This window comes from Oceanipulchritudo coccoides (genome assembly GCF_010500615.1).
Lineage (GTDB): Bacteria > Verrucomicrobiota > Verrucomicrobiia > Opitutales > Oceanipulchritudinaceae > Oceanipulchritudo > Oceanipulchritudo coccoides.
In genome coordinates this window covers 496,474-521,507 of the sequence record NZ_JAAGNX010000003.1, presented here as the reverse complement: position 1 = coordinate 521,507, position 25,034 = coordinate 496,474, and the positions used below count along the sequence as shown (strand labels likewise).

At 55.5% G+C, this 25,034-nt stretch carries 25 protein-coding genes; 15 read left to right on the top strand and 10 right to left on the bottom strand.

Going from position 1 to position 25,034, the window contains the following annotated elements; all coding sequences use genetic code 11:
• The 8 genes from G0Q06_RS12695 to G0Q06_RS12660 all read right to left on the bottom strand — a co-directional run bounded on the left by G0Q06_RS12695 (position 1) and on the right by G0Q06_RS12660 (position 7,874).
• Complete coding sequence (locus G0Q06_RS12695; protein WP_163966700.1) at positions 1-1,824, bottom strand: cytochrome c biogenesis protein; 1,824 nt, start codon at positions 1,822-1,824, stop codon at positions 1-3.
• Complete coding sequence (locus G0Q06_RS14715; RefSeq protein WP_163966685.1) at positions 1,821-3,035, bottom strand: cytochrome c biogenesis ResB family protein; 1,215 nt, start codon at positions 3,033-3,035, stop codon at positions 1,821-1,823. Before G0Q06_RS14715 ends, G0Q06_RS12695 begins: the two co-directional genes overlap by 4 nt.
• Entirely contained in the window at positions 3,032-3,307 is a 276-nt protein-coding gene (locus G0Q06_RS12685; protein ID WP_163966682.1) for a hypothetical protein, read from the bottom strand. Before G0Q06_RS12685 ends, G0Q06_RS14715 begins: the two co-directional genes overlap by 4 nt.
• Positions 3,308-3,349: 42 nt before the next feature.
• Entirely contained in the window at positions 3,350-4,465 is a 1,116-nt protein-coding gene (gene ychF / locus G0Q06_RS12680; RefSeq protein WP_163967384.1) for a redox-regulated ATPase YchF, read from the bottom strand.
• Between the two features lie 163 nt (positions 4,466-4,628).
• Positions 4,629-4,826, bottom strand: coding sequence for a hypothetical protein (locus tag G0Q06_RS12675; protein WP_163966680.1), 198 nt, complete (start codon positions 4,824-4,826; stop codon positions 4,629-4,631).
• Between the two features lie 60 nt (positions 4,827-4,886).
• Positions 4,887-6,905, bottom strand: coding sequence for an alginate lyase family protein (locus tag G0Q06_RS12670; protein WP_163966677.1), 2,019 nt, complete (start codon positions 6,903-6,905; stop codon positions 4,887-4,889).
• Positions 6,902-7,165, bottom strand: a complete 264-nt coding sequence (locus G0Q06_RS12665; RefSeq protein ID WP_163966674.1) for a hypothetical protein — start codon at positions 7,163-7,165, stop codon at positions 6,902-6,904. The genes G0Q06_RS12670 and G0Q06_RS12665 overlap by 4 nt, the downstream gene beginning before the upstream one ends.
• A complete protein-coding gene (locus G0Q06_RS12660; protein WP_163966671.1) occupies positions 7,143-7,874 on the bottom strand; it encodes a lysophospholipid acyltransferase family protein in 732 nt (243 codons plus the stop codon). The genes G0Q06_RS12665 and G0Q06_RS12660 overlap by 23 nt, the downstream gene beginning before the upstream one ends.
• A gap of 74 nt (positions 7,875-7,948) precedes the next feature.
• Between G0Q06_RS12660 and G0Q06_RS12655 the strand changes: the two genes are divergently transcribed.
• Positions 7,949-8,434: a hypothetical protein gene (locus G0Q06_RS12655; RefSeq protein WP_163965681.1), complete on the top strand. Its 486-nt coding sequence runs from the start codon at positions 7,949-7,951 to the stop codon at positions 8,432-8,434.
• Between the two features lie 13 nt (positions 8,435-8,447).
• Here G0Q06_RS12655 and G0Q06_RS12650 read toward each other — a convergent pair whose 3' ends face one another.
• Entirely contained in the window at positions 8,448-9,287 is an 840-nt protein-coding gene (locus G0Q06_RS12650; protein ID WP_163966668.1) for an NAD(+)/NADH kinase, read from the bottom strand.
• Between the two features lie 48 nt (positions 9,288-9,335).
• Positions 9,336-10,091, bottom strand: coding sequence for a TlyA family RNA methyltransferase (locus G0Q06_RS12645; protein WP_163966665.1), 756 nt, complete (start codon positions 10,089-10,091; stop codon positions 9,336-9,338).
• Positions 10,092-10,476: 385 nt separating this feature from the next.
• Here G0Q06_RS12645 and G0Q06_RS12640 point away from each other — a divergent pair, with 385 nt between their 5' ends.
• The 14 genes from G0Q06_RS12640 to G0Q06_RS12575 all read left to right on the top strand — a co-directional run bounded on the left by G0Q06_RS12640 (position 10,477) and on the right by G0Q06_RS12575 (position 25,027).
• Positions 10,477-10,962, top strand: a complete 486-nt coding sequence (locus tag G0Q06_RS12640) for a division/cell wall cluster transcriptional repressor MraZ (RefSeq protein WP_163966663.1) — start codon at positions 10,477-10,479, stop codon at positions 10,960-10,962.
• A 26-nt stretch (positions 10,963-10,988) separates the two neighbouring features.
• Positions 10,989-11,204: a hypothetical protein gene (locus tag G0Q06_RS12635; RefSeq protein WP_163966661.1), complete on the top strand. Its 216-nt coding sequence runs from the start codon at positions 10,989-10,991 to the stop codon at positions 11,202-11,204.
• Positions 11,205-11,208: 4 nt separating this feature from the next.
• Positions 11,209-12,150 (top strand): 16S rRNA (cytosine(1402)-N(4))-methyltransferase RsmH, encoded by a 942-nt coding sequence (rsmH, locus tag G0Q06_RS12630; RefSeq protein ID WP_163966658.1) that lies wholly within the window; start codon positions 11,209-11,211, stop codon positions 12,148-12,150.
• Entirely contained in the window at positions 12,147-12,572 is a 426-nt protein-coding gene (locus G0Q06_RS12625) for a hypothetical protein (protein WP_163966655.1), read from the top strand. Before rsmH ends, G0Q06_RS12625 begins: the two co-directional genes overlap by 4 nt.
• Before the next feature lie 83 nt (positions 12,573-12,655).
• The gene (locus tag G0Q06_RS12620; protein WP_238710818.1) at positions 12,656-14,341 is read left to right on the top strand and encodes a peptidoglycan D,D-transpeptidase FtsI family protein; all 1,686 of its coding nucleotides are present in this window, start codon (positions 12,656-12,658) and stop codon (positions 14,339-14,341) included.
• Positions 14,342-14,453: 112 nt separating this feature from the next.
• Positions 14,454-15,938: a UDP-N-acetylmuramoyl-L-alanyl-D-glutamate--2,6-diaminopimelate ligase gene (locus tag G0Q06_RS12615; protein ID WP_163966652.1), complete on the top strand. Its 1,485-nt coding sequence runs from the start codon at positions 14,454-14,456 to the stop codon at positions 15,936-15,938.
• Entirely contained in the window at positions 15,938-17,344 is a 1,407-nt protein-coding gene (locus G0Q06_RS12610; protein ID WP_163966650.1) for a UDP-N-acetylmuramoyl-tripeptide--D-alanyl-D-alanine ligase, read from the top strand. Before G0Q06_RS12615 ends, G0Q06_RS12610 begins: the two co-directional genes overlap by 1 nt.
• On the top strand, positions 17,338-18,438 hold the full coding sequence (gene mraY, locus G0Q06_RS12605; RefSeq protein WP_163966648.1) for a phospho-N-acetylmuramoyl-pentapeptide-transferase: 1,101 nt from the start codon (positions 17,338-17,340) through the stop codon (positions 18,436-18,438). The genes G0Q06_RS12610 and mraY overlap by 7 nt, the downstream gene beginning before the upstream one ends.
• Positions 18,435-19,742 (top strand): Mur ligase family protein, encoded by a 1,308-nt coding sequence (locus G0Q06_RS12600; protein ID WP_163966646.1) that lies wholly within the window; start codon positions 18,435-18,437, stop codon positions 19,740-19,742. Before mraY ends, G0Q06_RS12600 begins: the two co-directional genes overlap by 4 nt.
• Before the next feature lie 22 nt (positions 19,743-19,764).
• Positions 19,765-20,880, top strand: coding sequence for a muramidase family protein (locus tag G0Q06_RS12595; protein ID WP_163966644.1), 1,116 nt, complete (start codon positions 19,765-19,767; stop codon positions 20,878-20,880).
• On the top strand, positions 20,880-22,031 hold the full coding sequence (locus tag G0Q06_RS12590; RefSeq protein WP_163966642.1) for an FtsW/RodA/SpoVE family cell cycle protein: 1,152 nt from the start codon (positions 20,880-20,882) through the stop codon (positions 22,029-22,031). Before G0Q06_RS12595 ends, G0Q06_RS12590 begins: the two co-directional genes overlap by 1 nt.
• Positions 21,989-23,191, top strand: a complete 1,203-nt coding sequence (locus G0Q06_RS12585) for a UDP-N-acetylglucosamine--N-acetylmuramyl-(pentapeptide) pyrophosphoryl-undecaprenol N-acetylglucosamine transferase (RefSeq protein WP_163966640.1) — start codon at positions 21,989-21,991, stop codon at positions 23,189-23,191. Before G0Q06_RS12590 ends, G0Q06_RS12585 begins: the two co-directional genes overlap by 43 nt.
• The gene (locus tag G0Q06_RS12580; protein WP_163966637.1) at positions 23,184-24,137 is read left to right on the top strand and encodes a D-alanine--D-alanine ligase family protein; all 954 of its coding nucleotides are present in this window, start codon (positions 23,184-23,186) and stop codon (positions 24,135-24,137) included. The genes G0Q06_RS12585 and G0Q06_RS12580 overlap by 8 nt, the downstream gene beginning before the upstream one ends.
• Positions 24,137-25,027 carry a cell division protein FtsQ/DivIB gene (locus tag G0Q06_RS12575; RefSeq protein ID WP_163966634.1) on the top strand — a complete coding sequence of 297 codons (891 nt, stop codon included), beginning with the start codon at positions 24,137-24,139 and terminating at the stop codon, positions 25,025-25,027. The genes G0Q06_RS12580 and G0Q06_RS12575 overlap by 1 nt, the downstream gene beginning before the upstream one ends.
• Positions 25,028-25,034: the final 7 nt, after the last annotated feature.

Below are 25,034 nucleotides of genomic sequence, written 5' to 3'. Positions count from 1 at the left end.
TCAGGTTTTTTTGTATCCAAGAAGGATGACAAGCACCTGCGAGAGGATGAAGATCATCAGCCAGAGGAAGGCCGCGTCCATAAAGCCGTAGGAGTGGAGGCCCACACCGAGCATATTGGTGCCGAACCACGACCAGGCGGTGATGATGTTACCGACAATGGCCAATTGCATGATACCCATCGTGCTGGCGGCCTTGCCCCATCGTGCATGCAGGACAACGGCATTCCAGAGGACAATCATCAAGGCGCCGTTCTCCTTGGGATCCCAACCCCAGAAGCGGCCCCATGACTGGTCGGCCCAGATGCCGCCGAGAACTGTGCCGACAAAGCTGAAGAGCAGGGCGAAACAGACCGAACCGTAAACCATCCCATTGGCCAGCTTTTCTGTTTCCTTGTCGACTCCGCCAAAGAGGGTCGAGCGGACGATGTAAAGGAAGGCTATCAGGCCGGCGAGGAAGGTGGCGCTGTAACCGAGGGTGACCGTCGGGACGTGTGTCGCGAGCCAGAAATTGGAATCGAGGACCGCCCGCATCATCTCCATCGTGTCGCCCGAAAAGCTCAAGTGGTGCGCGATGATCAGCGTGGAAAACCCGAGCAGGGCTGCAGCGGCCGCCGCGATGCCGTTCAGCGCACGCCGTTCCAGATACAGGCAAAGGGGAATGGCGGCCCAACTGACAAATATGGCCGAGGAATAGAGGTTGGTGACCGGTGGCCGTGCCTGAATATAAATCCGGGCAACCATGCCAAACGTGTGGACCAGAAATGCCGCCATGAGCAGCCAGAAGGCCGTTTTCGCGAGTGGCTTTGACCAGCCCATCCAGGAAAAGGCCGCTACGATGAAGATCAGCACATACAGCTCCATTGAGTAGTAGAAAGGAGCAAAGTTATTGAAGAATGTCTCAAAGTCCGTTTTGGCAGCGCGCTCATCCGTGCGGCTGTCGTAGAGTGACTCGAGCTTGTCGAGGGCTGCGCTGAAGCGGAACGGGTCGCTATTCTGGAAGGCGACTGACAATTCGGCCCATCCTTCAACAACCGGATCGATGGCACCGGATTGGATGGTGGTGAGGAGACTTCCCCCGAGGGACTCCCATTCGCCGGCAAGATTGTCCACCGCTGGCGGAATAGCCTGCACATGTGCGCCTTGTGCCAGCTGGCTGAATTGTCCGGCAAAGAGGCGCAGGGCGTTGTTGACGGTTTCGAATTGCTCGCTACCCGGTTCGGCACTGGCCCTGTCCTGGAACACGCGGTCAATCATCTGGTAGGTGCCTTGGGCATTACCAAAGAACGGCGGAGGAACAAAGATGTAGGCCACCCGGTCGTAGAGCCCGATACTGTTCTGCAACTTGATGAGCGCCTTGTCGAAAGTGGTCTGCTGGTGCGACTCCTCAGGCACATTGGCAAACTGTTCCCGGAGCGAATCGAAGTGCGGGGAAATCTCAGCCAGCGAGAAATATTTTCGTTCCTCGTTGTGGAATCCGAGCAGGCCGACCAGATCCGGATGGTCGATTCGGAAGACCTGCCGGTTGGCGGCCGATTGCGGATTGAGGATCAGCTCGGCAAACCATTCGATGGCGTCGTGCTTGCTCCCGTTGGCGTCGCGATAGGTCTGCTTGCCCGCGATCATCATGAGGCTGGTCCGGGCAATTGTATCGACTGGCTTGATACGTCCGCCTTCCTGTACGGGCAGGGCGGCCAATCTGCCGAGTTCCCAGTTGTCCGGATAGGATGGTGAGCGAACGTCTTTCAGGAAGAAGAGGCCGGCAAGGATGAAAATCCCAAGAATGACCCAGCCACGGACTGTCTTGAGGGTGGAAAGCAGGCTCATGAGTTTTTCCTCCCGCGTCTGGCATGGACAAACAAGCTGATCAGGAACTGCAAAGTCAGGCCAAGGGTGGTCAGGACACAGGCCGCGTACGGAACCCAGCGGGCCGGATTGCGAACCACCTGAAACATGGACATGGTGTCGCCGCCGGCAAACGAAGCCTGGTAGAAGGTGAGTCCGTCGTAGCGCAACGGGTGATTCATGTAGATAAGCGTGTCGCGGCCCTGGGTGGTACCGGGCTCATGAATCCGCACATCGCTGGAGAAATTGTAGGGAATGTCCGTGCCCGGATACCGGTCGTGCTTGAAATCGAGAAGCTCGATACTGGCATTGAGGTATTTGCGCTTGAAGCGCATGGCAATTTCCCAGGTCTTTCCCTCGTGCTCAAACGTCTGCAACGGGAAAACTTCCTGCATCGGGATGGTCTGGCGGAAAATGTTGGCCACGACCCACGTACCCACTTCCTGTTCACCGTCCATGAGACGGACAATGGCGGAAGTGACATTCCTTTCGCCCTCGGCATAGGAGGGAGGCTTGGCGACTGCGACCAGATTCCGGTCGGCCCCAAGGCCTCGATTGAATGGCATGGGTGGAAAACTGCTTCCCGCCACTGGAGGGCGTGGAAAGATGGCGGCGTTTTTCGCAAACCAGAGAACTTCCACTGAGAAAGGGAGTCCGTCAGTTTTTAATGTATCGCCGGGATTGTTCAGTTCCCGCGAGTCCCAGCTGAAAATCTTATTCGTTCCATCGGGGCCTTTTTCAATGAGGACAAACTCATCCGCATGGAAGGACTCGACGTAATTACCCCGTTCCCCTTCACCCAGCCAGAGAAAGTATTCCTTTTGTTGAAGCTGCGTCCAGAGCTGTCCGAGCAGCAGCAGGATGATACCGCCGTGAATGAGCGGGATGCCCGCCTTCTTCCACGACGGACGAAAGTAGCGGAAATGCGCGCAGAACAAGTTGACGATCAAGAGCGGACCGAGCAGGTAGCCACCGGGAATCGGCAAATGAAACCATGTCAGGTATTCGGATCCCACCCACTGTGCGGGATATTGCCAGATGACAAATACATGCTCGAAATACTTCTGCTGGGTGAAGTAAATCCCGTAATGGACCTGATCCAGCGTGCCGAAAAAGATCAACAGGACGCTCGAGGTCAGCAGGAAGAGCGTCAACTTGATGGAGCTGAGGAAGGCGTATGCGGACTTGATCACTTTCCTTCCTTTCCTTTGGAGAAAAAGGTCTGGCGTATTGCCAGTGGCGTCAGTCCGATTAAGAGCAGGAGAACCGTACTTCCCCCCAGGCCTGCAATGTCCTCAACAGCGGGAAAAATCCAACCGCTTCGCCCGGCGATGCCAAACAAGTTGGCGATCAGGACCAGCCATCCGCACAGGCCAAATACCAACAGGTACAGTCCCGGAATGGTCAGCGCGGACTGGGTCAAATATCCCCGGGCTTTGCGTTGAGGGCTGCGTTGACGACTCATCGAGGGAACTTAACCAGAATTTCCGAAAATGAAAGGGCTGGGTTAACTTGTCTTGTTAAAGCGGAACTCAACGACATCCCCATCCTTGAAGACATATTCTTTCCCCTCGATCCGGAGCTTGCCGGCATCGCGTGCCGCCGCCTTGCTCCCCGCGGAGAGCAGGTCGGCATAAGCGACCACCTCCGCCTTGATAAACCCGTCCTGAAAATCCGTATGGATGACGCCTGCACATTCGGGCGCTTTCATGCCCTTGTGGAAAGTCCATGCGCGGGCTTCCTTTTCCCCGGCGGTAAAGTAGCTCGCCAGCCCGAGAAGGTCGTAGGTGGCGCGGATCAGCTGGCCGGCCCCGGAATCCTCCACGCCCAGCTCCTTGAGGAAGTCATCCGCTTCCGCCTGATCCATTTCGCTGAGCTCTTCTTCAAGCTTTGAACAAATGACGCAGGAGGCAGCATCGTGATGCGCCTTCACGTAGTCCTCGACGGCTTTCACAAAGGGATTGGCAGACGGATCGGCGACGTCGTCCTCAAGGACATTGCAGGCAAAGATGACCGGCTTGGTGGTGAGCAGGAAGAACTGCTTGATGCGTGCCCGATCCTCATCGGGCAAATCCATGACATTGGCCGGCTTGCCTTCATTGAGATGCTCCCTGACCTTTTCCAGGAGAACCACGTTGGCGGCGGCCTCCTTTCCCTCCTTGTCCTGTCCCTTGGCCTTGCGGGATTGGCGCTCAATCTGGTTATCAACGGATTGCAGGTCTGCCAGCACCAACTCAGTCGTAATAATCTCGATGTCCCGGACCGGGTCCACGCTGCCCATGTTGTGAATGATATCCTCATCCTCGAAGCAACGGACCACCTCAATGATGGCGTCGACCTGGCGAATATTCGCGAGAAACTTGTTTCCAAGGCCTTCACCCTTGGAGGCCCCGGCGACCAGCCCCGCAATATCGACAAACTCAATCGCCGCCGGGATGATCTTTCCCGTTTTGGCAATTTTCGCCAGCGGTTCAAGGCGGCTGTCCGGAACTTGCACAATGCCGACATTCGGCTCAATCGTGCAGAATGGATAATTGGCCGCCTCCGCCTTTCGTGTGCGTGTAACCGCGTTAAAAAGAGTGCTTTTGCCAACGTTGGGAAGTCCCACTATTCCTGCCTGCATATCTGATTCCTGTTCCGGATGGATTAAAACCTCAAGGGGATGCCGCAGTCCCTGCCGGGGGTCAACAAGAACTTTCAGCACCGGTGCGACGGACATGAAAAAGCGGCCCACCCGGAGTCGGGAAGGCCGCGAAATTCAGAAACATGCGTCCGCTGAGCGAGGCTCAGGCGTGACGGGAGCCGTCAGGTTTGGACTTACTGTCCGGGTCTACTTTGAATTTACCTTCACGGAAAATCTGGTCCAAGACGCGATGTCCCCACTTGGTTTCTGTCAGGTCAAGGTCCAGGAAAGCGACGGTCGCTTTTCCTGTCCGGGACAGAAATCGACCGACGGAGGCGGTCCATGCATTGTGGTGTATCATACTTGTAATGTACTAAAAACAAAGCCCAAGGCAAGATTATTCCTGTTTATGCAGGATTGCTTAAAACAGCTCGAGGCTGATAAGCCGTGGCTCGGGATGGATCTGGAGGCGGATAGCGGCAATCTTAGCTCCATTTTGGAGAATACCCAGATGCTGGATTGGGTCGGCTGGCTTGGAAAGAGTCTTAATTTGGAGATCGGTCGCATGGGGTGATCGAAGGAGCCAGACAAGTGTGGTGGGGCCATCCAGCGTGCCGGAGAATTCCATCTGCACGGCGGGCTGCTTGAGATTGTATTCGGGGCTGTGGAATCCGGCGATGGTCGGCTCGCTGGAACCGGCGGACAGGGACTTCCGGATGTCTTTGGTCGGTGAAACGAGGAGAAGTGCTGAACTGGCTTCCTCCTGAGTGACATCCGGATGAAAATGCCACAGGGCTTTCCATTCCTGTTTCCGGAACGAAAGGAGATGGTCAAGGATCAGGACAAAGCGCCCTTGCTGGTCGAGGAGGACAGCGCGTGTCCATGGCGTTGAAGACTGAAGGCCCGTGAGAAAGGCAAGGGGGGCCGCGGGCTCGAATTGTGCCGAGGCGGCGGCGAAGGCAAAAGTGTCCGATTGCTCAAAGGCAATTTCCAAGGGGGACCTGATTTCCCGTGGTGCCTGTTTCGAGGGCATCCCGTCGAGCAGCAGGATATTGTGGCCGGCTGGACCTTGAAAGTAATCCTTCCACGGACCGGGCTGGTAGATGTAGCGTCCATTGTCGACGAGGAGCTGGCGACCATTGAGGGCTGCGCTAACATGTAGCCGATCGACATGCTGATGAGCGGTGCCGTACGGTCCGGCATCGAAGTAGACCCAGCTTGCGTCGCGCTCCCATCCGGTTCGGAGGATGGCCTGGCCGGCCCATTCGAAGAGGCGGGATGGTACATCACCGGGCTCGGTGCCCGACTGGCCGTTGCTTGCCATGTAAAGCCAATCGGGGCGATTGAAGCGCTCCCAGACGGCGCGCAGGAAAGCGGCATTATTTTCGGTATCAGAAGCGTTGTTGAGGGGGCCAAAGCCGTCGGGGCGCATGACACCGGCAAAGAAATCCCACATCTGCTCAATCCTTTGCACGACGGCCACGTCTTGTCCTGCGAGATCGGCCGACTCGAGCAGTTTCATGAACTTGATTGTGTTGGTGAGGACAACCCGCTGGTAATGGTTGCTGAGTTCCTTGTAGCTGCCATCCGGATACGTCTGGGAAATGAACTCCGCGGATATTGTCCCGATGGCCTCATCGCGCCATCGTGAGGAGTCGGCAAACTCCGGCCAGGCGAGGGCCATGGCGAGGAGGGCCATCTTCTCGGTGATGAGGTGGTTTCCGCCCCAGAAGGAGGTGTGTTCTGTGAGGGCATCGGCATGATCAAGGATTGAAGACAAGACGAGCAGGCGTGTCTCGTCATCAAGTGTGTTGTATCCATAAAAACAATACGTCCATGAGTTGAGGATGCGCCGGGCCACCTCGAGCGCGCGCCACGGCGCTGAAAAAGTCAACCGGTCTGGATACGGGTTGTTTCGGATCCAATCCGCCCAGAGTGAGTTGAAAGCATTCCTGAAGCGTTCCTCGCCCGTCCGTGTTTCGGCCTCAGCCAGACTGAGTAGAAAGGCGTGACGGTTGAGCATCCAGGCGCGTTCCTTGTCGTTCCGCGCTCCCCGTCCTGTCCAGTCGATTTCTCCCGACGAAGTCAGTGGGGCGTCCTCCCATTCATTGAGGAGAAAAAACTTCCTTTCGATTGCGGCCTCCGCCTGCTCGATGACATTGGCAGGAATGAGCGGAGGATCCAACACCTTGAGAGAAAAATCCTTTTGCTCGTAATAGCGGCAAAGGGCGCTGGCAGCGGCAAGTTGCTCGCCGGAATTCCATTGGGAAAATATCTCGGTAATGCCGGGCTTGTTCGTATCGAGTTTGGAAAACAGCTTTTCCAACCGCTCCTCATGGACCTGCAGGAAATCCTCGCTGACTTGCCCGCGCAAGAGGGGGACGAAGAGAAATATCAGAAACAGAAGCCCGAGGAAGGCGGGCTTTTGAGGCCCTTTCATGACCCCTTTTTGCTGAATGGTTTAGCCATGGTACGGGACATCCATCCCGCGGAAAGACAGAGGGCCGCGGCGACAAGAATGACGACGACGGGCCTGAAAATTGTCGAGAAGAGGAATTCCCCGAGGTAATTCGGATCAAAGCGATACCATGCCTCGGCAATCTGAAAGACAAGCTGGAGCCCGCCGGTCAAAAACAAGACCACCGCCATGAGACGTAATCCGGCGAAGAGGAGGCTTTCAATCAACTCGTGCTTGTTCATGGGATTCAAGATGGAACGGGTCGTTCGTGATCTCAAGGCAAACCTCTCGCAAATGGGCCGCCACTTCCTCGTTGGATTTATCCCAGATCGGGTCATCGGGGGAAATCACCCGCACCGCCAGTTCGATTCGTGCAAACGGCCACGGGACCAGATGGCGGTCCCATGTCTTCAGGCGCCGGGCATTTGTGGTGTTGGGGATGGCCAGCATGACCGGGACCTTCGCCTTGCGGGCGATGGCCACTGCACCAGGTTGAAAGCTGTACAAGGGACCCGACGGGCCATCCGGGCTCACCCCGATATCATTGCCCGATCGGAGCTCACGCAACATTTCGCGCGCCGCCTGAACGCTCCGGCGGGTCGTGGATCCGCGAATAGCCCGTAGACGGAATTGTCTGAAAAAGGCGACCTCCCACGCCGCCGCTTTGCTCGGGCTGATCAGGCAGGCGATTTTTGAGGGATCAAAACAACGCCGGAACAGCTCAGGCATGGGAAGGCTCCGGTTGTGCCAGACGACAATCATTCGCGGTGATGTTGTTGCGGAGAGGAATTGACCGGAGATATCATCGACCCGGACGCGCCATGTGCGGAAATACAATTGAAGGCTCCATGCAGCCGGATAAAAGACTATTTTCTGGTGCCATTTCAGTTCGTGCACCTCGGGACGCTTTGTGTTGAAAGGGTCCCTGGCATCTTTTCCGGTCTCGCTCATGAATCGGGATTGGGCTTGCGGGGAGGAATTACTGAGTTAAGCATGGAGATGCAGTTAAGCATCCCAAACCAGTCATGAAAAGCGAATTAGACGATATTCCCTGTATGGACGGAGAGACCGAGGCAACCCGCATCCTGGAAATGTGTGAGGGCCGCCTGATCGACGCCATGGGCGTCCTTGAGCGCCAGTTCAACACCCTCCACAATCGTGCCCAGGTCTTGTTCAGCTTTTGCGGCATTGTCATAACGGTTACCGGGTTTTCCGGTCGTCTCATTGCCGGGACCAACACGCTGGCGCAAATCCTGATCGTGGCTGGCCTAGCCGTGGTGATTGGTTGCGCCTTCTACATTTACCACTCGGTGATGACGCTTCGCTGGACCACACAGCGGCTTGATACGTCAAATGAAGTGACGGTGTTACGGGTCATTCGCCGGCGTAACCTGAAGACAGCTTGTTACAAGCGAGGAGGGTATGTTCTCTTTATTGGGATTATCCTCTATGGAGCAGCGATCGCCATCATGCTGCTGAACCCGGTTCCGCTCGATGTCCCTTCCCGTTGAGGCTGGCAGCCTGTCATCCCTTGGTGGCTGAGAAGACCGCGTCGCCGGTCCAGCGCAGCTTGTTGCGCAGGACATAGTAGTGGGAATAATCCTCCGGCTGGACCAGGTGGAAGGAGCGTTCCGGCTGGATTTGGATTTGTATCGGAAATTCTGGTACAGAGCCGAATATTTCCCGCCCGTCGGCCGAAATCTGTACATCGGAGGGATCGCCCGCGGCATTGATTTTCAGGATATGCGAATCATCGAGGACAATCGCCCGGTTGGAAAGGGTGTGGGGATTGATCGGAGTGACGACCATGACATCGGCCGAGGGATGGACAATCGGACCACCGGCGGATAAATTATAAGCGGTCGATCCGGTGGGTGTGGAAAAGATCAGCCCGTCGGCATGATAGGTATTCACATGCTCCGCTTCGCAATGCACTTCCAAGCGGATCAGACGGGAAGAGCGCGCTTTGATGACAATATCGTTGAGCGCATGGATCTGCTCCCCGGATGGGCCTTTACAGGCGAGGACAGAGAGGATTCTCGTATCAAACTGTCCCGCGAGGATACCGGCAAAATGGTCCTTGATATTTTCCGGTGAGAAACTGGCCATGAAACCGAGACGCCCGAGATTGACCCCGAGGACCGGCACTTGCCATTTGGAGGCGGATTCCACAACCCCGAGAAGGGTTCCGTCTCCACCCACAACCACGCAGAGGTCGACGCCCTCCAATTGTCCCTCCTCAAGCGGGAAGTGAGTGATCATATTGGAGGTGCATCCGCCTTCCACGGCCATGCCGCTCAGCTCTCCAGCGAGTTGCTCAGCACCTTGCTTTCCGCTGTTTACGACAAATAGGATTTGCTTCATCCGGGCCATGCCTGAATTCAGGAGCCGCCACCGGCAAAGTCAAGACCCTCAGGCGGGATTTCGCGTCCAGCCCGCGAGGTACTCAAGGTTACCGTTCATGCCGCTGATCGGGGATTCGCACCAGCCGATGAGCTCGCTGTTTGGTAGATCCGACGCCGCGAAGTCCAGAATCTCATGGAGGATTCGTTCCCGGATGACGGGATCGGTAATGACGCCCTTGAAGCGGTCTGCCTCCGCCTTGCCCGCCTCGAATTGCGGCTTGATTAGGGAAATGAGGCGCCCGCCGGGTTCCAGGAAATCCCATACCACCGGCAAAATCAGCTTCAAGGAAATGAACGAGAGATCCATGACAATCAACGGATAGGACGGGTGGGGGAGCTGGGCCGGCTTCAAGTGCCGGGCATTGACGCGCTCGAGGTTGATCACCCGGTCATCCGTTCGCAGCTTGTAATGAAGCTGGCCATGACCGACATCCACGCAAGTTGCCTCAATGGCGCCTGACTGGAGGAGAAAGTCCGTGAACCCGCCCGTGGAGGCACCCACATCCAGGAAGCGCATGCCGCTTACTTCCAGTGGGAACGTCTTAAAGAACCCTTCCAGCTTGTCTGCTCCGCGTGAGACAAACCTCGGTGGGGATTCAATCTGCAAGTCCAGATCAACCGGGTACTCCTTCCCGGCCTTGTCCAGGATTTGCGTTCCCTGCCGGACTTTGCCGCTCATAATCAGGGCCTTGGCCTGGCTGCGCGAATCCGCCAGCCCTCTTTGCAGAAGAAGTTCATCCAGCCGTACGCGCCTTTTCGCCATGGCCGCTTTATGAGGCAAATTTTCACACTCTGTCAAATTTTCCATCCGCGGGTGGCTTCCCATCCCTTTGTTTCAAGCGATTTCCAGCCTGTGGGCAATTTGACACCGGTCGTCATTGAGGAGGATTCCTGAGGTGTTTGGTAACCGTGTGATCGTTTTTGGTGAAATTTACTTAAGGTGCTATAAACCAGTATCTTATGGCTTTGCTTATCGACCTTAAGCCATTTCCTAATGCCGCTGGCACTTCAAAACAATCCTGTGAAAAGGGCTGTGAATAAGTAGCGAATAACTCAGTTAAGCCCCTTGTTTTCAGAAAGTTACGCCAAAGAAAAGTTCGGTTATTTACAATAAGAGGCTTGACGAAAATGGGGCGGAATGTCAGGAAATGGGTGAAAGTGGAGAGCAAGAGCATATAAAGCACACGATGATCGAATACGGACAGACAACGGCTTACGTAGGTGAGTTCGTGCATCAGCTGGATGCGCGAAATCGCGTGACTGTTCCTTCAAGCTGGCGTGTGACGGGCGATGACGGGAACTACTACTTTGCCTGGCCCCATCCCGAGGGATGCATTGCCGTCTATCCGCCGCATATGCAGCAGGAGCTTCTGGAGAAGGCGAGCCACATCAAGCAGAGCGACGTCCGCGGGCAGACCATGCTGCGGAAGCTCTTTGGACGCGCATACAAATTTGGCTGTGACAAACAGGGACGGATACTGCTGCCGGACACCTTGAAGGATCACTCAGGGATCGAAAAGAAGGTGAGCCTTGTGGGACTTGGGCACTACTTCCAGATCTGGGATAGCAGCAAACGTGAAATTGAGGACGAAGACTTTAACCTGCTCGAGGCAATGGCCGAGATGGGAATTTAACCAACAAACTACAAACCGGAGGACGCATGAAAACCGAACGACTGATGCAGAGTGGAATCCTGAACAACGGGGAACCCCGGCATTACTCCTCATGGGAGACCCCGCAAATCCCCCGCCTGAACATGGTGGTCTCGGGAACTGTGGGGGAAGCCCTCTACCGGAGACAGAAAGCCCATGCCCCGAGTGTCAGCAGAGGCAGGGCGGGCTGGTTGCAAGTCTGGCATGCACTCCGAAAGGGCTAGCCGGATGGAGGATAAGGATACCAGTCAGCATGAACCGGTCTTGCTCAATCCGGTCGTGTCTTTCCTGACCGAAGGTCGCAGCGGGAATTACCTCGATGCGACCTTCGGCGGGGGAGGGCACACTCGGGCCCTGCTCGAGGCGGATGACCGCAACACGGTTGTTGCCATGGACTGTGATCCAGCTGCGATAGCGCGCGGCAAGCGCCTGCAGGCTTCCTATCCCGGCCGACTTTCCATTTACCACAAGAACTTTGAAGAAATCGGCTCACTGGAGGAACAGGATTTCCTTGGTATCCTCTTTGATTTCGGGGTCAGCTCCTATCACTTCGATGAGCCCGAGCGCGGATTCTCCTTTCGTGAGGATGCCCCGCTCGATATGCGGATGAACCCGACTGAAGGGGTTCCTGCCAGCGAATTCCTGCAGACGGCCAGCCATGATGACCTTGTCCAGGCCGTGCGCGGCTATGGTGAGGAGCAACGCTGGTATCGGGTCGTCACGGCGATCGAATCGGCCCGCGGGACCGAGCAACTTGAGCGCACCCTGGCCTTCGCGGCATTGGTTGAGAACGCTGTTGGTGGTCGTCGCCCCAATGACCGGATCCATCCAGCCACACGCACCTTCCAAGGTGTACGCATTGCGGTAAACCGCGAGCTGGCGGTGATTGAAACCGCTCTGCCGGCTGCCTTTGAAAAGCTGTCCTATGGCGGGCGCCTGGCGGCGATCAGTTTCCATTCGCTGGAAGACCGCATTGTAAAACGTTTTTTCCGCCGCATGGCGGGTCGTCCAGAACATGGACGTGATTCCACTCCCGGACAATTCCGTGTCCGTCAGGCCAACATCCTGACGCGCAAGCCGGTAGTGGCAGATGAAGAGGAGAGTGCCCGCAACCCACGGTCACGATCGGCCAAGTTACGGGTACTGGAGAGGGAGAAGAAAGTGGCATGAGTGCGATGATACAGGAAGAGACACGGATTTATACACGAATTTTGACGCTGCTTATATTGCTGGCAGCGGTTACGGTGAGCGGTTGCCTGGGCCTACTTTGGTTGCGACAGAAGATTGAGTTAACGGCCCAGGCAACTCGTTCGCTGGAAACAGAAATTGCCAAGGAAGAGCGCCGCCTGCGCTACGTTGACACGAAGATAGCTGAAATTCACCAGCCGCTTTACCTTGAGCGGCAGGTCAAGCGTCTTGGGCTGAGCCTGGGTCCTCCGAAAGCGGACCAGGTCGTCTACATTCGCTGGGCATCGGAACGCGGAAATGCTTATGCCGCGAAGGGGACAGCCCCTGAAAAGTCCGGTAAGAAGGATCCCTTTCGCCATTCAATTGACCTGGCTGTGATGGAATCCCTTGTGCCCATAGATTGATGTCGCGGGTATGTGTCAAAAGCTCCCGGTTTCATTTATGCACGGCGATTATCCTCGCCGGCTTTTTGCTGTTATGCGGGCGGTTGTATTTTCTCCAGGTATTAGAGGCTGAAGAAATCGCCGCGGAGGTGGAAATTGTCCGCAAGCGCCTGCTGAAGCTCGAGGCCCGGCGGGGGGATATTCTCGATCGCAATGGGAATCTTCTCGCAGGGACACGCTCACGAATCCTGCTCGGGGCGGATCCGCAAGTCGTGGACGGTGAGCAAAACTCCAAACTGGCCATGCTGGCCGGTGTCATTGACATGGATTTTGCCGAGCTCAGTGCTCTTTTGGACCGCCGGGAACGGATCGACAGCAAGGGACAGGCCCGTCTTGTCCGCTGGGTCCCGATTGCGGAAATTGATGAGGATGTTTACGCGGCAGTCCAGGAAATCGGATTAAAAGGCGTCTATGGCAATCGCCGCTACGAGCGCTATTATCCCGGAAAGGAACTGGGGGCTCACCTCATTGGATTTATCAACAAGGAACAGACTCCCGTGATGGGCGTTGAGAGTGCGCTTGATTATTATCTGCGCGGCCAGTCCGGTTGGCGGGAAACCGAGGTGGACGGACGACGGCGCGAATTGGCCGCCTTCAGGGATCGTGAAGTGACACCGCGCGACGGGATGCACATTCAGCTGACCCTTGACCTGATTATTCAATCCATCATCGAATCGTCACTGAAGGAGTTGGTGGAGGCGACGCAGCCGGAAGCAGCAACGGTGATTGTTTCCTGTCCGCGCACGGGTGAAATACTTGGACTGACAAACTATCCGACTTTTGACCCCAACGAATTCTGGGAATTCCCAATTGCCTCACAACGGAACCGGGCTGTCTCCGATCAGTATGAACCAGGGTCGACCTTTAAAATCGTTGCAGTTTCAGGAGCGCTTGAGGACGGCTTGGTCCATCCGGACAGTGAGATCAATTGCAGCATCCAACGGAAAGAGTTCAACGGCGTATCCATCCCGATGCCATCGGACCACCGGGATCTCGGTACCGTGCCGGTGAGGACTGTGGTTGCCAAGTCAAGCAATCGGGGTGCCGCCACGATTGGCATGATGCTCGGTGAAGAGCGCATGTACGCCTGGGCCCGGCAATTCGGATTCGGGCAACCCGTGGGGTGGGCCCTCGAGGGCGATTCCAAGGGAAACCTGCCCATGGTCAAGGATTGGGATGGCTACACGATCAGCCGGCTTCCCACTGGCTATGCAATCGGGGCGACCCCGATGCAGGTACACCTCGCGATGGCCACTATTGCCAATGACGGAGTTTGGGTTCAGCCACGGCTGCTCGAGAAAGTCCTTGATCCCACGAGCGCACAGGCAATCGCGCTTGATCCTGACAAGCGGACCCGCGTCATCTCCGAGTACACCGCCCGCCAGATGAAACAGATGCTGACCAAGGTGGTCAGCCCGGAAGGAACAGCCCGGCGGGCAGCGCTGCCCGGTTATGCTGTCGCGGGAAAGACCGGAACGGCCCGGAAAATCATAGACGGGCAATATAGTCATAATCACCACGTTGCCTCCTTTAGTGGATTTTTTCCGGCCAAAAACCCGGCGGTCGTCATCACGGTTGTGGTGGATGATGCAAAAGTCGACGGACCTGCCTATGGCGGAGCAGTTGCAGCCCCTCTTTTTCAGGATATCGGGATGAAGCTCATTCCTCACCTCGACATCAAAAAACCAGACAATCTGGAACCCTTTATTGTTTCAAATGACAGAATTTAGTTTAAACTCATTACGTGAACCAGAACGGCACACGCTTCGTCGCGTCTCAGTCGCAGATTGCCGGGCCCAAGGCTCTGCCATGTTGCTCGAGCGCGCCGTGCAAAGGAGGCACATGACACCAACTCTCAAGCACCTGATATCGGGCATTTCCGGACTGATCGTTACCGGTAAGGACACTGTGACGGTCCGTGCCCTTGCGACTGACAGTCGCCGGGTTGTGTCCGGTTCAATGTTCATTGCCTTGCCGGGATTGCGCACGGACGGACATTTCTATGTGTCGGAAGCGATTGATCGCGGGGCCTCAGTCATTGTCTGTGAAAAGGATTGCTGGGTGCCACCGAACGTCACGCTTGTCCAAACAAATGACCTGCGATCCTTTGTCGCCTGCGTGGCTTCACGCTTTTATGGCCACCCGGAAAAGGCCCTTGAGTTGACGGGCTTTCTCGGAACGAGCGGCAAGACCGTAGCCTGCACATTGCTGAAGCACTTCCTGTCCAAGGACGGACCACTTGGTGTTTTGGGAACCATCAATTACTCGGTGGGTGGGCGAACCCTGCCGGCACACCGGACAACTCCAGAGGCCATTGAACTGTTCGGCCTCTTTGCACAAATCAAGCAACGCGAATGTCGCCGGGTCCTCATGGAGGTGAGTGCGCACGGCATTGACCAGAAACGCGTGGAAGGACTTCAGTTCCGTAATCTTGTTCTGACCAATCTCACTCCGGAACATCTCAATTATCATGGCTCCCTTGAGCAGTATGTTTCACTGGAGCGCGAGTATGTGAAGGGTCAGGCGAAAGGGCTCAAATATTTTATCGCCGGTATCGATGATGGCCGGGTCCATTCCATTCTTGAGACGGCTCCGGAAAGCCTTAAAGCAAAGGCGCTGACCTTCGGTTGTAGCGAGGGGGCGACAATCCGGGCTTCGAGGATCACTTATTCGGAACGGGATACGCGTTTTACCCTCAATTGGCCGGAGGGACAGGTCAAGCTGGTCAGCCCGCTATTGGGTGAATTCAATCTGCAAAACACGCTTGCGGCGATTGCCTGTGGCTATGCCGAGGGCCTTGATCCGGTTCAAATGGGCGCGGACCTTCTTTCATTTCCAGCGGTGCGCGGACGCATGGAACGTCTGGATGTGGAGTGTCCTTTCAACCTTGTCGTCGATTACATGCACACGGAGGCCGCATACGACAAGGGGCTGGATATGTTGCGCGGGCTCACCAAGGGTCGCCTGATCACGATATTCGGATGTGGCGGAAACCGGGACGACAAAACCCGGCCAGTCATTACCGATATTGTCGCGCGGAAAAGCGACATCGCAATCGCGACTGCGGACAATCCGCGCAATGAGACCATCGAAGCTATTTTTGAGGATATGCGTCGGAGCAATGAATCCCATGACAACCTTCGCTTCATCGATGACCGAAGGGCTGCCATTGCGGCGGCTATTGCCCAGGCTCGTCCCGGAGACACCGTACTGATTGCCGGTAAGGGACACGAGACTTTCCAGGAGTTTGGTGATTGCGTGGTTCCCTTTGATGATCGTGCGGTCGCCCTCGAAATATTAAAAAACCAGCAATGGCATAACCAATAATGGCGATACTTGACCCAGCGGAAGCTGCGACAATTGCCCATGGTGCGTGGGCGGAAGGTCACCCGTCTTCGCCTCTGACCACCTTCGCCATCGACACACGGGTCCTTGAGCCTGGCCAATCCTTTGTCGCCCTGAAGACAGACCGGCAGGACGGGCACGATTTTCTCCAGCACGCCTGTGATAATGGAGCCCTGTGTGCGATCGTTTCGAAGCCTGACCATTCCGTCAAGCTGCCGCAGATGGTCGTGGAAGATCCACTCCACTCGTTGCATTCCCTCGCCCGCAACTGGCGTCAGCGATTTACCCTTCCGGTGGTCGGGATTACTGGAAGCTATGGCAAGACAACCGTTAAGGAATTGCTGGGCACGGTCATGGGCTCACAGTGGTTCCGGACCTACGCCAATCTCAACAACACGCTGGGTGTGCCGTTGACCCTTCTGGAGCTTGATTCCCATCACGACGCTGGCGCTATTGTCGAGGCGGGCATCAATGATGTTGGGGAGATGGAGTTATTGGCCGACTTGATTGATCCTGAACTGGCCATCATCACAGCGGTTGGCCCGGCTCATCTGGAGCGTTTGGGGGATCTTGAGGGAGTCGCGCAGGAAAAGTCCTTTCTGGCGAAGGGTGTCCGTCCGGGTGGACGCGTTATTCTTCCAGTTTCCCTGCTGCAGTACCAGGCCTTCCGGGAAATTCCTGATTCAATCCAGATTCACGCCATATCGGTTGGTGACGAGGAGATCCCGGCTGGCCTCGAGGAACTCAACAACGTAATACTTTACCACTACAATTGGACTGAGGACGAGAAGTCCCGCGGCATGGGCCATCTGACAACAGATGGCTCCATGCCGCTGGGATCATTCTCCTTCATGGCGGGGAGCCCGGGAATGGTGACCAATCTTGCCCTCGTCGTGCACACCGCCTTGTATTTCGGGGTTCCGGAGGGAACCTTGCAGGCTTGCCTTGAGAGCTGGCGGCCATTTCTCCACCGCGGAGAGGTGTTTTCGCATAACAAGCTTCGCTTGTATGTGGATTGCTACAATGCAAATCCGGGCTCCATGCTCGACAGTGTGAGCCGCTTCAAGAATCTCTTTGCGGATCATCCTCAACTGTATGTTCTTGGGAGCATGAATGAATTGGGGAAAGATTCAATGCAGTGGCACCGTGATACCGCCAGGAAACTTGGGTTGCCGGCCAATTCAAATATTTACCTCCTTGGAGATGGAGCTGAATGGATGCGCCAAGGCTTACAGGAATCCGGCCTTCCTGACGATGCTATCCACATCATGGACAACCTTGATGAGTTGCGCAGGGTTATCCACACTTTCACAGGGGCCGTCTTCCTAAAGGGAAGCCGTAGCTACGGACTTGAATCCCTTGTGCCGGAAGGAGCAAAGCCATGTTAAGCTACCTGGCTGATTTTGAAGGCCTTTGGGGACCGCTTCGCCTTTTCCGCTATATTTCCCTGCGGGCAATGGGTGGCGCAGGGACCGCCTTGATCGTCGGTATGGTGATTGCCCCACTGATCATCAACCGCCTGCGGGCAATCAAGGCGAAACAGATGATGCGCACGGCTGACCAAGTGGGCAAGCTGGCAGACCTTCATATCAAAAAGCAGGGAACCCCGACAATGGGCGGGTTGATTGTTTTTATCGCGGTCGTGACGAGCACACTCCTTTGGGCAAAGTGGAACATTTTCATCTTTACTGCCCTGACGGTCTACTCCGGTTTGACCGTGATCGGCTTTCTCGATGATTATTTGAAGATTTCCCGTCGCAACACGAAGGGCCTTCCAGGAAAACTCAAGCTCCTCGGTCAGGCCGTTCTCACCGTTTTCGCGCTGGGGATGCTGCTCTCAAGTCCGGACAGTGCGGATTTTGTGCGCCAGCTCTGGCTCCCGTTTTACAAGGCGCCGATTGTAGCGGTCATGCCGCTACCATTTCTCGTGATATTCCTCTTCTTCGTCCTCGCGGGATCCAGCAATGCGATCAATCTCACCGATGGGGTGGACGGCCTCGCCATTGGCTGCACGGTGACGGTTGCCATGGCTTACGGCCTGATGGCTTACGCCTCTGGAAACGCCATTTATGCGGATTATCTCCTGGTTCCCTTCATGCCCGGAACCGGAGAATTGACCGTTTTAACATCTGTCCTATGCGGGGCCTGCCTTGCATTTCTTTGGCATAATGCCCATCCGGCCGCCATTTTCATGGGGGATACGGGAAGCCTTGCCCTTGGCGGACTTATTGGCATCATTGCCTTCATGATTCTCCAGCCAATAACGCTTGTCATCATTGGCGGGATTTTTGTCATCGAGGCTCTCTCCGTCATCCTGCAGGTTGGATACTTCAAGTCTTCCCAAAAGCGCCTTTTCCGGATGTCCCCGATTCACCATCACTTTGAGCTCGGCGGTTGGGCTGAAACGCAGGTTGTGATCCGTTTCTGGATCCTTTCCCTCGTTTTCGCCGTCATTGGGCTGGCAACATTGAAACTAAGATGAGCCTCCTCGAAACCATTCCTGATCATTATCGCAAATTGCTGAAGTCGCCGGTCGGTATTCTTGGCGTTGGGGCAAGCGGGCAGGCAGTGACACAGCTGCTCGAGAAGCTGGGCGCGCACTACGTGATTTACGATGAGCGAACCGGTGAGGAAGGCGCTGTGACACACGCTTTCACTCCCGAGGAGGCCAAGCGTCACAAGCTGATCATCCACAGCCCGGCCTTCCGGTTGGACCATCCATGGATTGGCATTGCCGAGGGGGCAGGGTGCCATCTGGTCAGTGAAATCGACTTTGCCCAGCAGTTGCGCCGCGGACCGACCCTTGTCGTCACGGGAACCAATGGGAAAACCACCCTGCAGGAGTTTATCACATTCAGCCTGAAGCGTTCCGGGATCAGCGCGGTTGGTGCAGGGCAAAACCAGTACCCACTTTCGAGGCTTGCCGTCAGGCCTGAGCTGGACGGGGTGACGGCGGTGTGTGAGATTGGGCTTTCCTATGCTGTTCCGCTGAAGGAATTCCGGTTTGATGCGCTTTTCTGGACGAATTTCCACGAGGACCATGTCGAGGATCCAGCTACCCGGAAAGCGCTCTTCGAGCAGCTGATTCGGCTATCAAAGTTGAGTCCCAAAGCAGGATTGTATTTCGGGGACTCGGTATTTGAGACTGCTGCCGAACACGGGCTGGAGATGCCTTCCCGGGCTCGCCCCCTCACTCCGGAAGATTATCCCGACTGGGACCTTCCCTCAAGTTCAGCATTTGCCACCGACATCCACCGGCCCGCATTGGCACTATTTCGGCGATGGTGGCTGGAGAACGGACATTCGGATTCCCTCCTGAAGAGTGCGGCTGAAAGTTTTGAGGTGCGAGCCCATCGACTGCACTTGCTGTCCATTATTGGGAAAACACAGTTCTGGAATGACTCCAATGCCGGCAATTTTGCTGCCACGGAGGCGGCCCTGAAGAATTTTGGTGGGCCGGTCGTCTGGATTGGCGGGGGCCATTATCGCGGAGGGGATCTGCAAAGATTTATCAGCTCAATTGCTCCCTGTTTGCGTGGGGCGGTGGTCACGGGCGATGTAAATGCCCGGTTGCTCCCTGTTCTTCGTGAAAAAGGCGTGCCTTCATCCGGCTCGGGAGACCTCCGTAGTGCAGTTGAGGAGGCCTTCAACATGGCTGGTGGCGATGTGCCCATTGTCTTCAGTCCAGGCTTTGTTGCCGGCGAGGAGTATGAGAACGTAATTGAGCGTGGAATCTGCTATGAAAACGCGGTTTTAGGTTTGAAGCATCAGAGGGGGAGTGTCTAATTTCAACATACAGGAAACTATTATGAAAATCTGGTCCGTATTCAGTCTCGTTATTCTCTTTCATCTAGCAATCATCGGGTTGCTTTTTATCCAGCCAGGGTGCCAAAGCCGGGCTCAGGAAGAACCTGATCCAGCTATGACCGCCATGCCTCCATCTGCGGATTATTCAGCGCCACAACCCATGACTGAGCTGGATCCGGCTTTCAATGCGGGTGTTGCCCAACGCTCGGCTAGCGCAACTGGGCGGACGCTGAGCCAACCAACCCGTCCCACCACACCAACCCAGCGGGTTGAGTCGGACATGGGTCTGTTGCAGCCGGTTGATGAACCAGTGAGCGATTCCTTTTCTCTTCCTCCGGTCACGCGCAAGGTCAGCGTGCAGAAAGGGGACACCCTGAGTGGTATCGCCCGGAAGGAAGGCATTTCCCTGAATGAGCTTCTTTCAGCCAACGGATTGAGTAAAAACTCGACCATCTATGTCGGCCAGTCCCTCCTGATTCCAGAAAGCCGAAACGGGGAGGACGAGGCATCTGTTGAGACGGAATATGCCGGGAAGGAAATTAGCGTGCAGAAAGGTGATACCTTGAGTGCGATTGCCGCCCGTCACGGAACATCCGTCCGGATTATCAAGTCCCTCAACAATCTGAGCCGGGATACCATTTATGTCGGCCAGACCCTTATTGTTCCCGATTCAGTCCAAGGCAGTTCCACGGTGACTAGTTCTCCTGTTCAGACATCCTCGACAAGGACCTCCACGAGCGGCCTGAATACCTACACCGTGAAAGCGGGTGACACGCCCAGCGGAATTGCCCGTAAATACGGGATTTCCTCCAAGGAGCTGATGGCCGCGAACAACATAACTGATCCGCGAAGACTTTATGTCGGGCGGAATCTGGTCATTCCAAGCCAAGGTTCTGTCCAACCCGAACCGCTTCCTGTTGAGCAATCCTTACAGCCTGTCCAGACAGTGCCCACTCCGGCACCTACACGTAGTGATTCCATCACGACAACTCAGCCGCCTTTGGAAACCCGGACGGCTGAAGAGGACCCGATGGCAGCTCTTGAGGCCTTGGAAAATGAAGAACTTCCCTTTGTTGAGGTTGAAGAAGTAGGTCAGGGAGACAACCCACAGAATTGATGCAAGTCGCGGAAAGCCAGAGACTATGGAGTTACACGGTGGGTCGCCGCCTGCCTGTTGTCTTTCTCGGGCTCTCCGTCCTGTTTCTTAACGGCCTCGGATTGCTGGTGCTGTTGAGTATTGGCCGGGCCGACTCTTCCGGCCTCGGTGGCTATTTTTTCCGGCAATGCCTCTGGATGGGTATTGCCATGACAGCTTTTGCCTCGGCGCTTGTCTTTGACTATGAGAAATGGCGTCGTGGAGCCTGGTGGGTGGCAGCCGGTTCAGTTTTGCTACTTGTGCTTGTTCTTGTTCCCGGCATCGGGATGAAGATCAATGGCGCACGGCGGTGGATTGATATTGGCCCGATGAACATGCAGGTATCCGATGTCGCCAAAATTGGCTACATCCTGTGCCTTGCCCAATATTTCTCATTGATACAGCGTGAACGTAACACCCTTTTAAAGGGCTTTTTGGTTCCCCTTGCGATCATTGGGGCGTTTTTTGCTCTCATACTTGCCCAGCCTGATTTCGGGACCGCCTTTTTGTTTGCCGTTGTCGGAGGCGCTCTTCTTTTCCTTGCCGGTGTTTCACTGAAGTACCTGATCCCAACATCCATTCTGGGTGGTGGATTGTTTGCCTTTGCTATCTCGCAGGACCCTGTTCGTCTTGGGCGGATCCTTTCCTTCATGGATGTGGAAGGCAACCGCAGTGAAGGAGCATACCAATTGTGGCAGGGCATCATCGGATTCGGCGTTGGCGGAGTGAATGGCGTCGGCCTTGGTAACGGGCGTCAACAATTCGCCTTTTTGCCGGAGGCGCACACAGATTTTATTTTTCCAATCATCGGTGAGGAGCTTGGGCTGATCTTCACTTTGTCGGTGGTCCTCGCTTTTTCGATTTTCTTCATGGTCACCTGGCATCAGCTGCAGAAATCCCCGAATCTCTACCAGTTTCTTCTCGTCTGTGGCTCGCTACTTTTCATCACCCTTCAAGCGATGATCAACATGGGTGTCTCAACTGGATGTCTTCCGACAAAAGGCATGTCACTCCCGTTTATCAGTTACGGGGGATCCAACCTGGTCGTGACCTACTTCCTCTTCGGCATTATTTGCCGAAGCATCTGGAGATGGAACGATCCTCCGCGCATCGAACCCCGGGAGATCCGGTAGCAGGTATGGCACTACCGGTTTACATCGTATGTGGTGGAACAGGCGGGCATCTGGCCCCCGGAATCGCCACGGCCCAGCGCTTGATTCGTGCGGGAATCTCCGTCGAGTTGGTGGTCAGTGAAAAGGAAGTGGACAGCCGCCTCCTGGAATCCTATCCGGACCTCAACTACCGCCGGGTCAAGGGGGCGCCATTCCGGCTCAGCCCGAAGGGGCTGTTTCTTTTTGTCCTGCATAACACGCGCAGTTTCATTTCGGGATTTCAATATCTGCGGAAAAATCCACCGGCTATGATTCTCGCCTTTGGAGGCTTCATCAGCGTGAGTTATGTCATTGCTGCCTGGCTATTGAAGGTGCCGATTGTCCTGCATGAGGCAAACCGTGTTGTGGGTCGATCGATCCGGTTTCTTTCGGGAATGGCGGACACGGTCTTTCTTCCTGACGGAGTCAGCCTTGCCGGGATTGAGGCTAGGCGAATTCGCCGGCTTGGGATGCCTCTCCGCGAGGAAGTGAAGCATGTTTCCAAAGAGACGATTCGCAGAGAGATGGACATTCCACATCATGCGAAAGTGCTCGTCGTCGTTGGTGGCAGCCAAGGGGCCAAGGCGCTCAACGACTGGGTTGAGGAAACGCACAAGTCTCTCGCATCAGACGGAATTTGGATAATACTGGTCACGGGTCCCGGCAAGAACCAGATGCCGGAGCTCAAGGTCCTTCAATCGGACATGGGTGTTGACGTGGAGATTCGTACATTTGCTTTTCATCGCTCCCTGCATGAGCTTTTCAGTTGTGCGGATGTAGTTCTCAGCCGGGCCGGAGCAGGGACCGTGGCCGAGTTGGTCTGCTGTCTGGCACCAAGTATCCTTGTCCCTTTTCCGTATGCCGCGGATGATCATCAACTGGCTAATGCGCAGGATCTTGAGCGCCGGGGAGGATGCATTGTCATTGACCAGAAAAATTCCTCCAATCTTTACAGGGAGGTCCTCGACCTGATCTTCAATGATTGGTTGCTTGGGCGCATGCGCCAGAATTTACGTCGGCTGAATCATGGAGACGCCGCCGAGAATTTGACCAAACAACTTATTGAAAGCTATTATCCCGGTCATCTCCGGGCAACTGCGGTGGAAAACAGCACCGAAGCAAAGGAGGCGGTGAATGGATAGGAAGGCCTCTATCGAGACAGCCGGATTACGAATTGCCGTGCTCTGCGGTGGTACGGGAACAGAGCGTGAGGTATCACTCGTTTCCGGTCAATCAGTTGAAGCGGCAATCACCGGCCTTGGTCTATCCTGCGACCTGTTTGATTTATCTGCCAATACGCTTCCGGATTCACTGGACCCCACTCGCCATCTGGTCCTTCCCCTGGTGCATGGAGCCTTCGGTGAAGACGGTTGCCTGAGTGCGATGCTCGAGGATGCCGGATTTGCGTATGCGGGATGCGACATGGCATCCAGCGCCCTCTGCTTTGACAAGTTTGCCTGCAAGGCTGTTGCGGCCCGCATTGGAATTCCCGTTGCGGAGGATTTTCTTCTCCTCCCGGGCGAACCTGTGCCATTTGAAAATCTAGCAGCCCGACTGGGACAAAAAATGATCATCAAGCCGCGACTGGATGGCAGCAGTGTTGGATTGCATCTGGTCCATGATAAATCCGGTTTTGAATCCCTTGCTGATGAACTTTCCAGTCGCGATTACCTTGCGGAAAGTTTCCTTGAGGGTCACGACCTGACCATTGGTATCCTGAATGGAAAACCCCTTGGCGTGGTAGCGGTTTTTCCGGATGGGGGATTATACGATTACGAACATAAATACACCTCCGGGCTTAGCCGTTATGAGGTGCCCGCAGAAATCGAGGATGCCCAGAGAGTTCGCCTGGAGGATTGGTCAGCACGGTTATTCCATGCCTGCGGTTGCCGCGATCTTGCCCGTGTGGATTTCCGGCTTGGGGGAAACGGCGAACTCCTTTTTCTTGAAATCAATACGCTCCCTGGAATGACACCGACCAGCCTACTACCAAAATCAGCCAGCTGTCTTGGGTTCACTTTTGAATCACTTGTTCTTGAATGGATTGGGTTTGCCCTTGATCGAAAACAGGGAAGGAGGAGCGATTGATGGCCCGTCAGAAAAAGCCCCAAGGCACCTCATGGAGGAAAATCCAGCAAGGAACCCGGCGTACCAACAAAACCAAGGCCTCCAGGCAGCGCCAACTGGTGATTATTTTCCGAGCCGCCTTGGCGGTCCTGCTCTTGGCGGCAATCGTTGTCGGTGTTCTGGGTATCCGGTATTTTTTCACGGTTTCCCAAACTGCCACTATTCAGGGAGTGCCCCTTTCGGTGGATCTCGTCTTCAAGTCTGATGGTGTTTTGAGTGAGCAATGGTTCATCGAGAAATTCGCTGATGAGCTGCAGGAGGATGCCCGACAGATTGATGTGGGCCAGATCAAGGAGGAGTTGGAAGCTTCTGGGCAGATTGCTTCGGCCGTGGTAGCCGTCGCCCTTCCATCAACCATGACAGTGGAGGTTTCCGAGCGAAACCCCATCCTGCGTATCCGCATTCGCGATGAAAACGGTGAGCCTCTCGTTCTTCTCCTGGCCCGTGACGGGTCGTTGTATCGTGGATTTGGATATCCGACTGATGCCCTTCGCGGATTACCCGGTGCAACGGGATTGAAAATTCGTCGGAAAGGTGACGGATACATGCCGGTAGAGGGAATTGAATCCGTCGCGCGCCTGCTTGAGTACGCGAAGGAAACGCTTCCTGCAGTCTCCCGGCATTGGCGCGTCGTCGACCTTGGCGATTGGAATACGGAGGACGGTTATCGCCCATCTTTGGTGAGGATCAAGAGCGCCCACATCGAGGAATTGGTCTTTTCTGTAAACGGCATCGAGGAGCAAATCGAGCGGCTGGCGGGAATTCTTGAACATACACAACGCTACCAAATGGGACAACCGGTCTTCATTGACTTGTCTTACGGGGAAGAAGCTATTATCCGCTACAAATAAATATCTG

Coding starts and splice junctions, on each gene's coding strand:
- G0Q06_RS12580 (WP_163966637.1), top strand. CDS start 23,184: ATGGATAGGAAGGCCTCTATCGAGACAGCCGGATTACGAATTGCCGTG.
- G0Q06_RS12695 (WP_163966700.1), bottom strand. CDS start 1,824: ATGAGCCTGCTTTCCACCCTCAAGACAGTCCGTGGCTGGGTCATTCTT.
- G0Q06_RS12615 (WP_163966652.1), top strand. CDS start 14,454: ATGACACCAACTCTCAAGCACCTGATATCGGGCATTTCCGGACTGATC.
- rsmH (WP_163966658.1), top strand. CDS start 11,209: ATGGAGGATAAGGATACCAGTCAGCATGAACCGGTCTTGCTCAATCCG.
- G0Q06_RS12670 (WP_163966677.1), bottom strand. CDS start 6,905: ATGAAAGGGCCTCAAAAGCCCGCCTTCCTCGGGCTTCTGTTTCTGATA.
- G0Q06_RS12640 (WP_163966663.1), top strand. CDS start 10,477: ATGGGTGAAAGTGGAGAGCAAGAGCATATAAAGCACACGATGATCGAA.
- G0Q06_RS12610 (WP_163966650.1), top strand. CDS start 15,938: ATGGCGATACTTGACCCAGCGGAAGCTGCGACAATTGCCCATGGTGCG.
- G0Q06_RS12665 (WP_163966674.1), bottom strand. CDS start 7,165: ATGAACAAGCACGAGTTGATTGAAAGCCTCCTCTTCGCCGGATTACGT.
- G0Q06_RS12595 (WP_163966644.1), top strand. CDS start 19,765: ATGAAAATCTGGTCCGTATTCAGTCTCGTTATTCTCTTTCATCTAGCA.
- G0Q06_RS12660 (WP_163966671.1), bottom strand. CDS start 7,874: ATGAGCGAGACCGGAAAAGATGCCAGGGACCCTTTCAACACAAAGCGT.
- G0Q06_RS12625 (WP_163966655.1), top strand. CDS start 12,147: ATGAGTGCGATGATACAGGAAGAGACACGGATTTATACACGAATTTTG.
- G0Q06_RS12635 (WP_163966661.1), top strand. CDS start 10,989: ATGAAAACCGAACGACTGATGCAGAGTGGAATCCTGAACAACGGGGAA.
- G0Q06_RS12655 (WP_163965681.1), top strand. CDS start 7,949: ATGAAAAGCGAATTAGACGATATTCCCTGTATGGACGGAGAGACCGAG.
- G0Q06_RS12650 (WP_163966668.1), bottom strand. CDS start 9,287: ATGAAGCAAATCCTATTTGTCGTAAACAGCGGAAAGCAAGGTGCTGAG.
- G0Q06_RS12645 (WP_163966665.1), bottom strand. CDS start 10,091: ATGGCGAAAAGGCGCGTACGGCTGGATGAACTTCTTCTGCAAAGAGGG.
- G0Q06_RS12685 (WP_163966682.1), bottom strand. CDS start 3,307: ATGAGTCGTCAACGCAGCCCTCAACGCAAAGCCCGGGGATATTTGACC.
- G0Q06_RS12590 (WP_163966642.1), top strand. CDS start 20,880: ATGCAAGTCGCGGAAAGCCAGAGACTATGGAGTTACACGGTGGGTCGC.
- G0Q06_RS12575 (WP_163966634.1), top strand. CDS start 24,137: ATGGCCCGTCAGAAAAAGCCCCAAGGCACCTCATGGAGGAAAATCCAG.
- G0Q06_RS12675 (WP_163966680.1), bottom strand. CDS start 4,826: ATGATACACCACAATGCATGGACCGCCTCCGTCGGTCGATTTCTGTCC.
- G0Q06_RS12585 (WP_163966640.1), top strand. CDS start 21,989: ATGGAACGATCCTCCGCGCATCGAACCCCGGGAGATCCGGTAGCAGGT.
- mraY (WP_163966648.1), top strand. CDS start 17,338: ATGTTAAGCTACCTGGCTGATTTTGAAGGCCTTTGGGGACCGCTTCGC.
- ychF (WP_163967384.1), bottom strand. CDS start 4,465: ATGCAGGCAGGAATAGTGGGACTTCCCAACGTTGGCAAAAGCACTCTT.
- G0Q06_RS12600 (WP_163966646.1), top strand. CDS start 18,435: ATGAGCCTCCTCGAAACCATTCCTGATCATTATCGCAAATTGCTGAAG.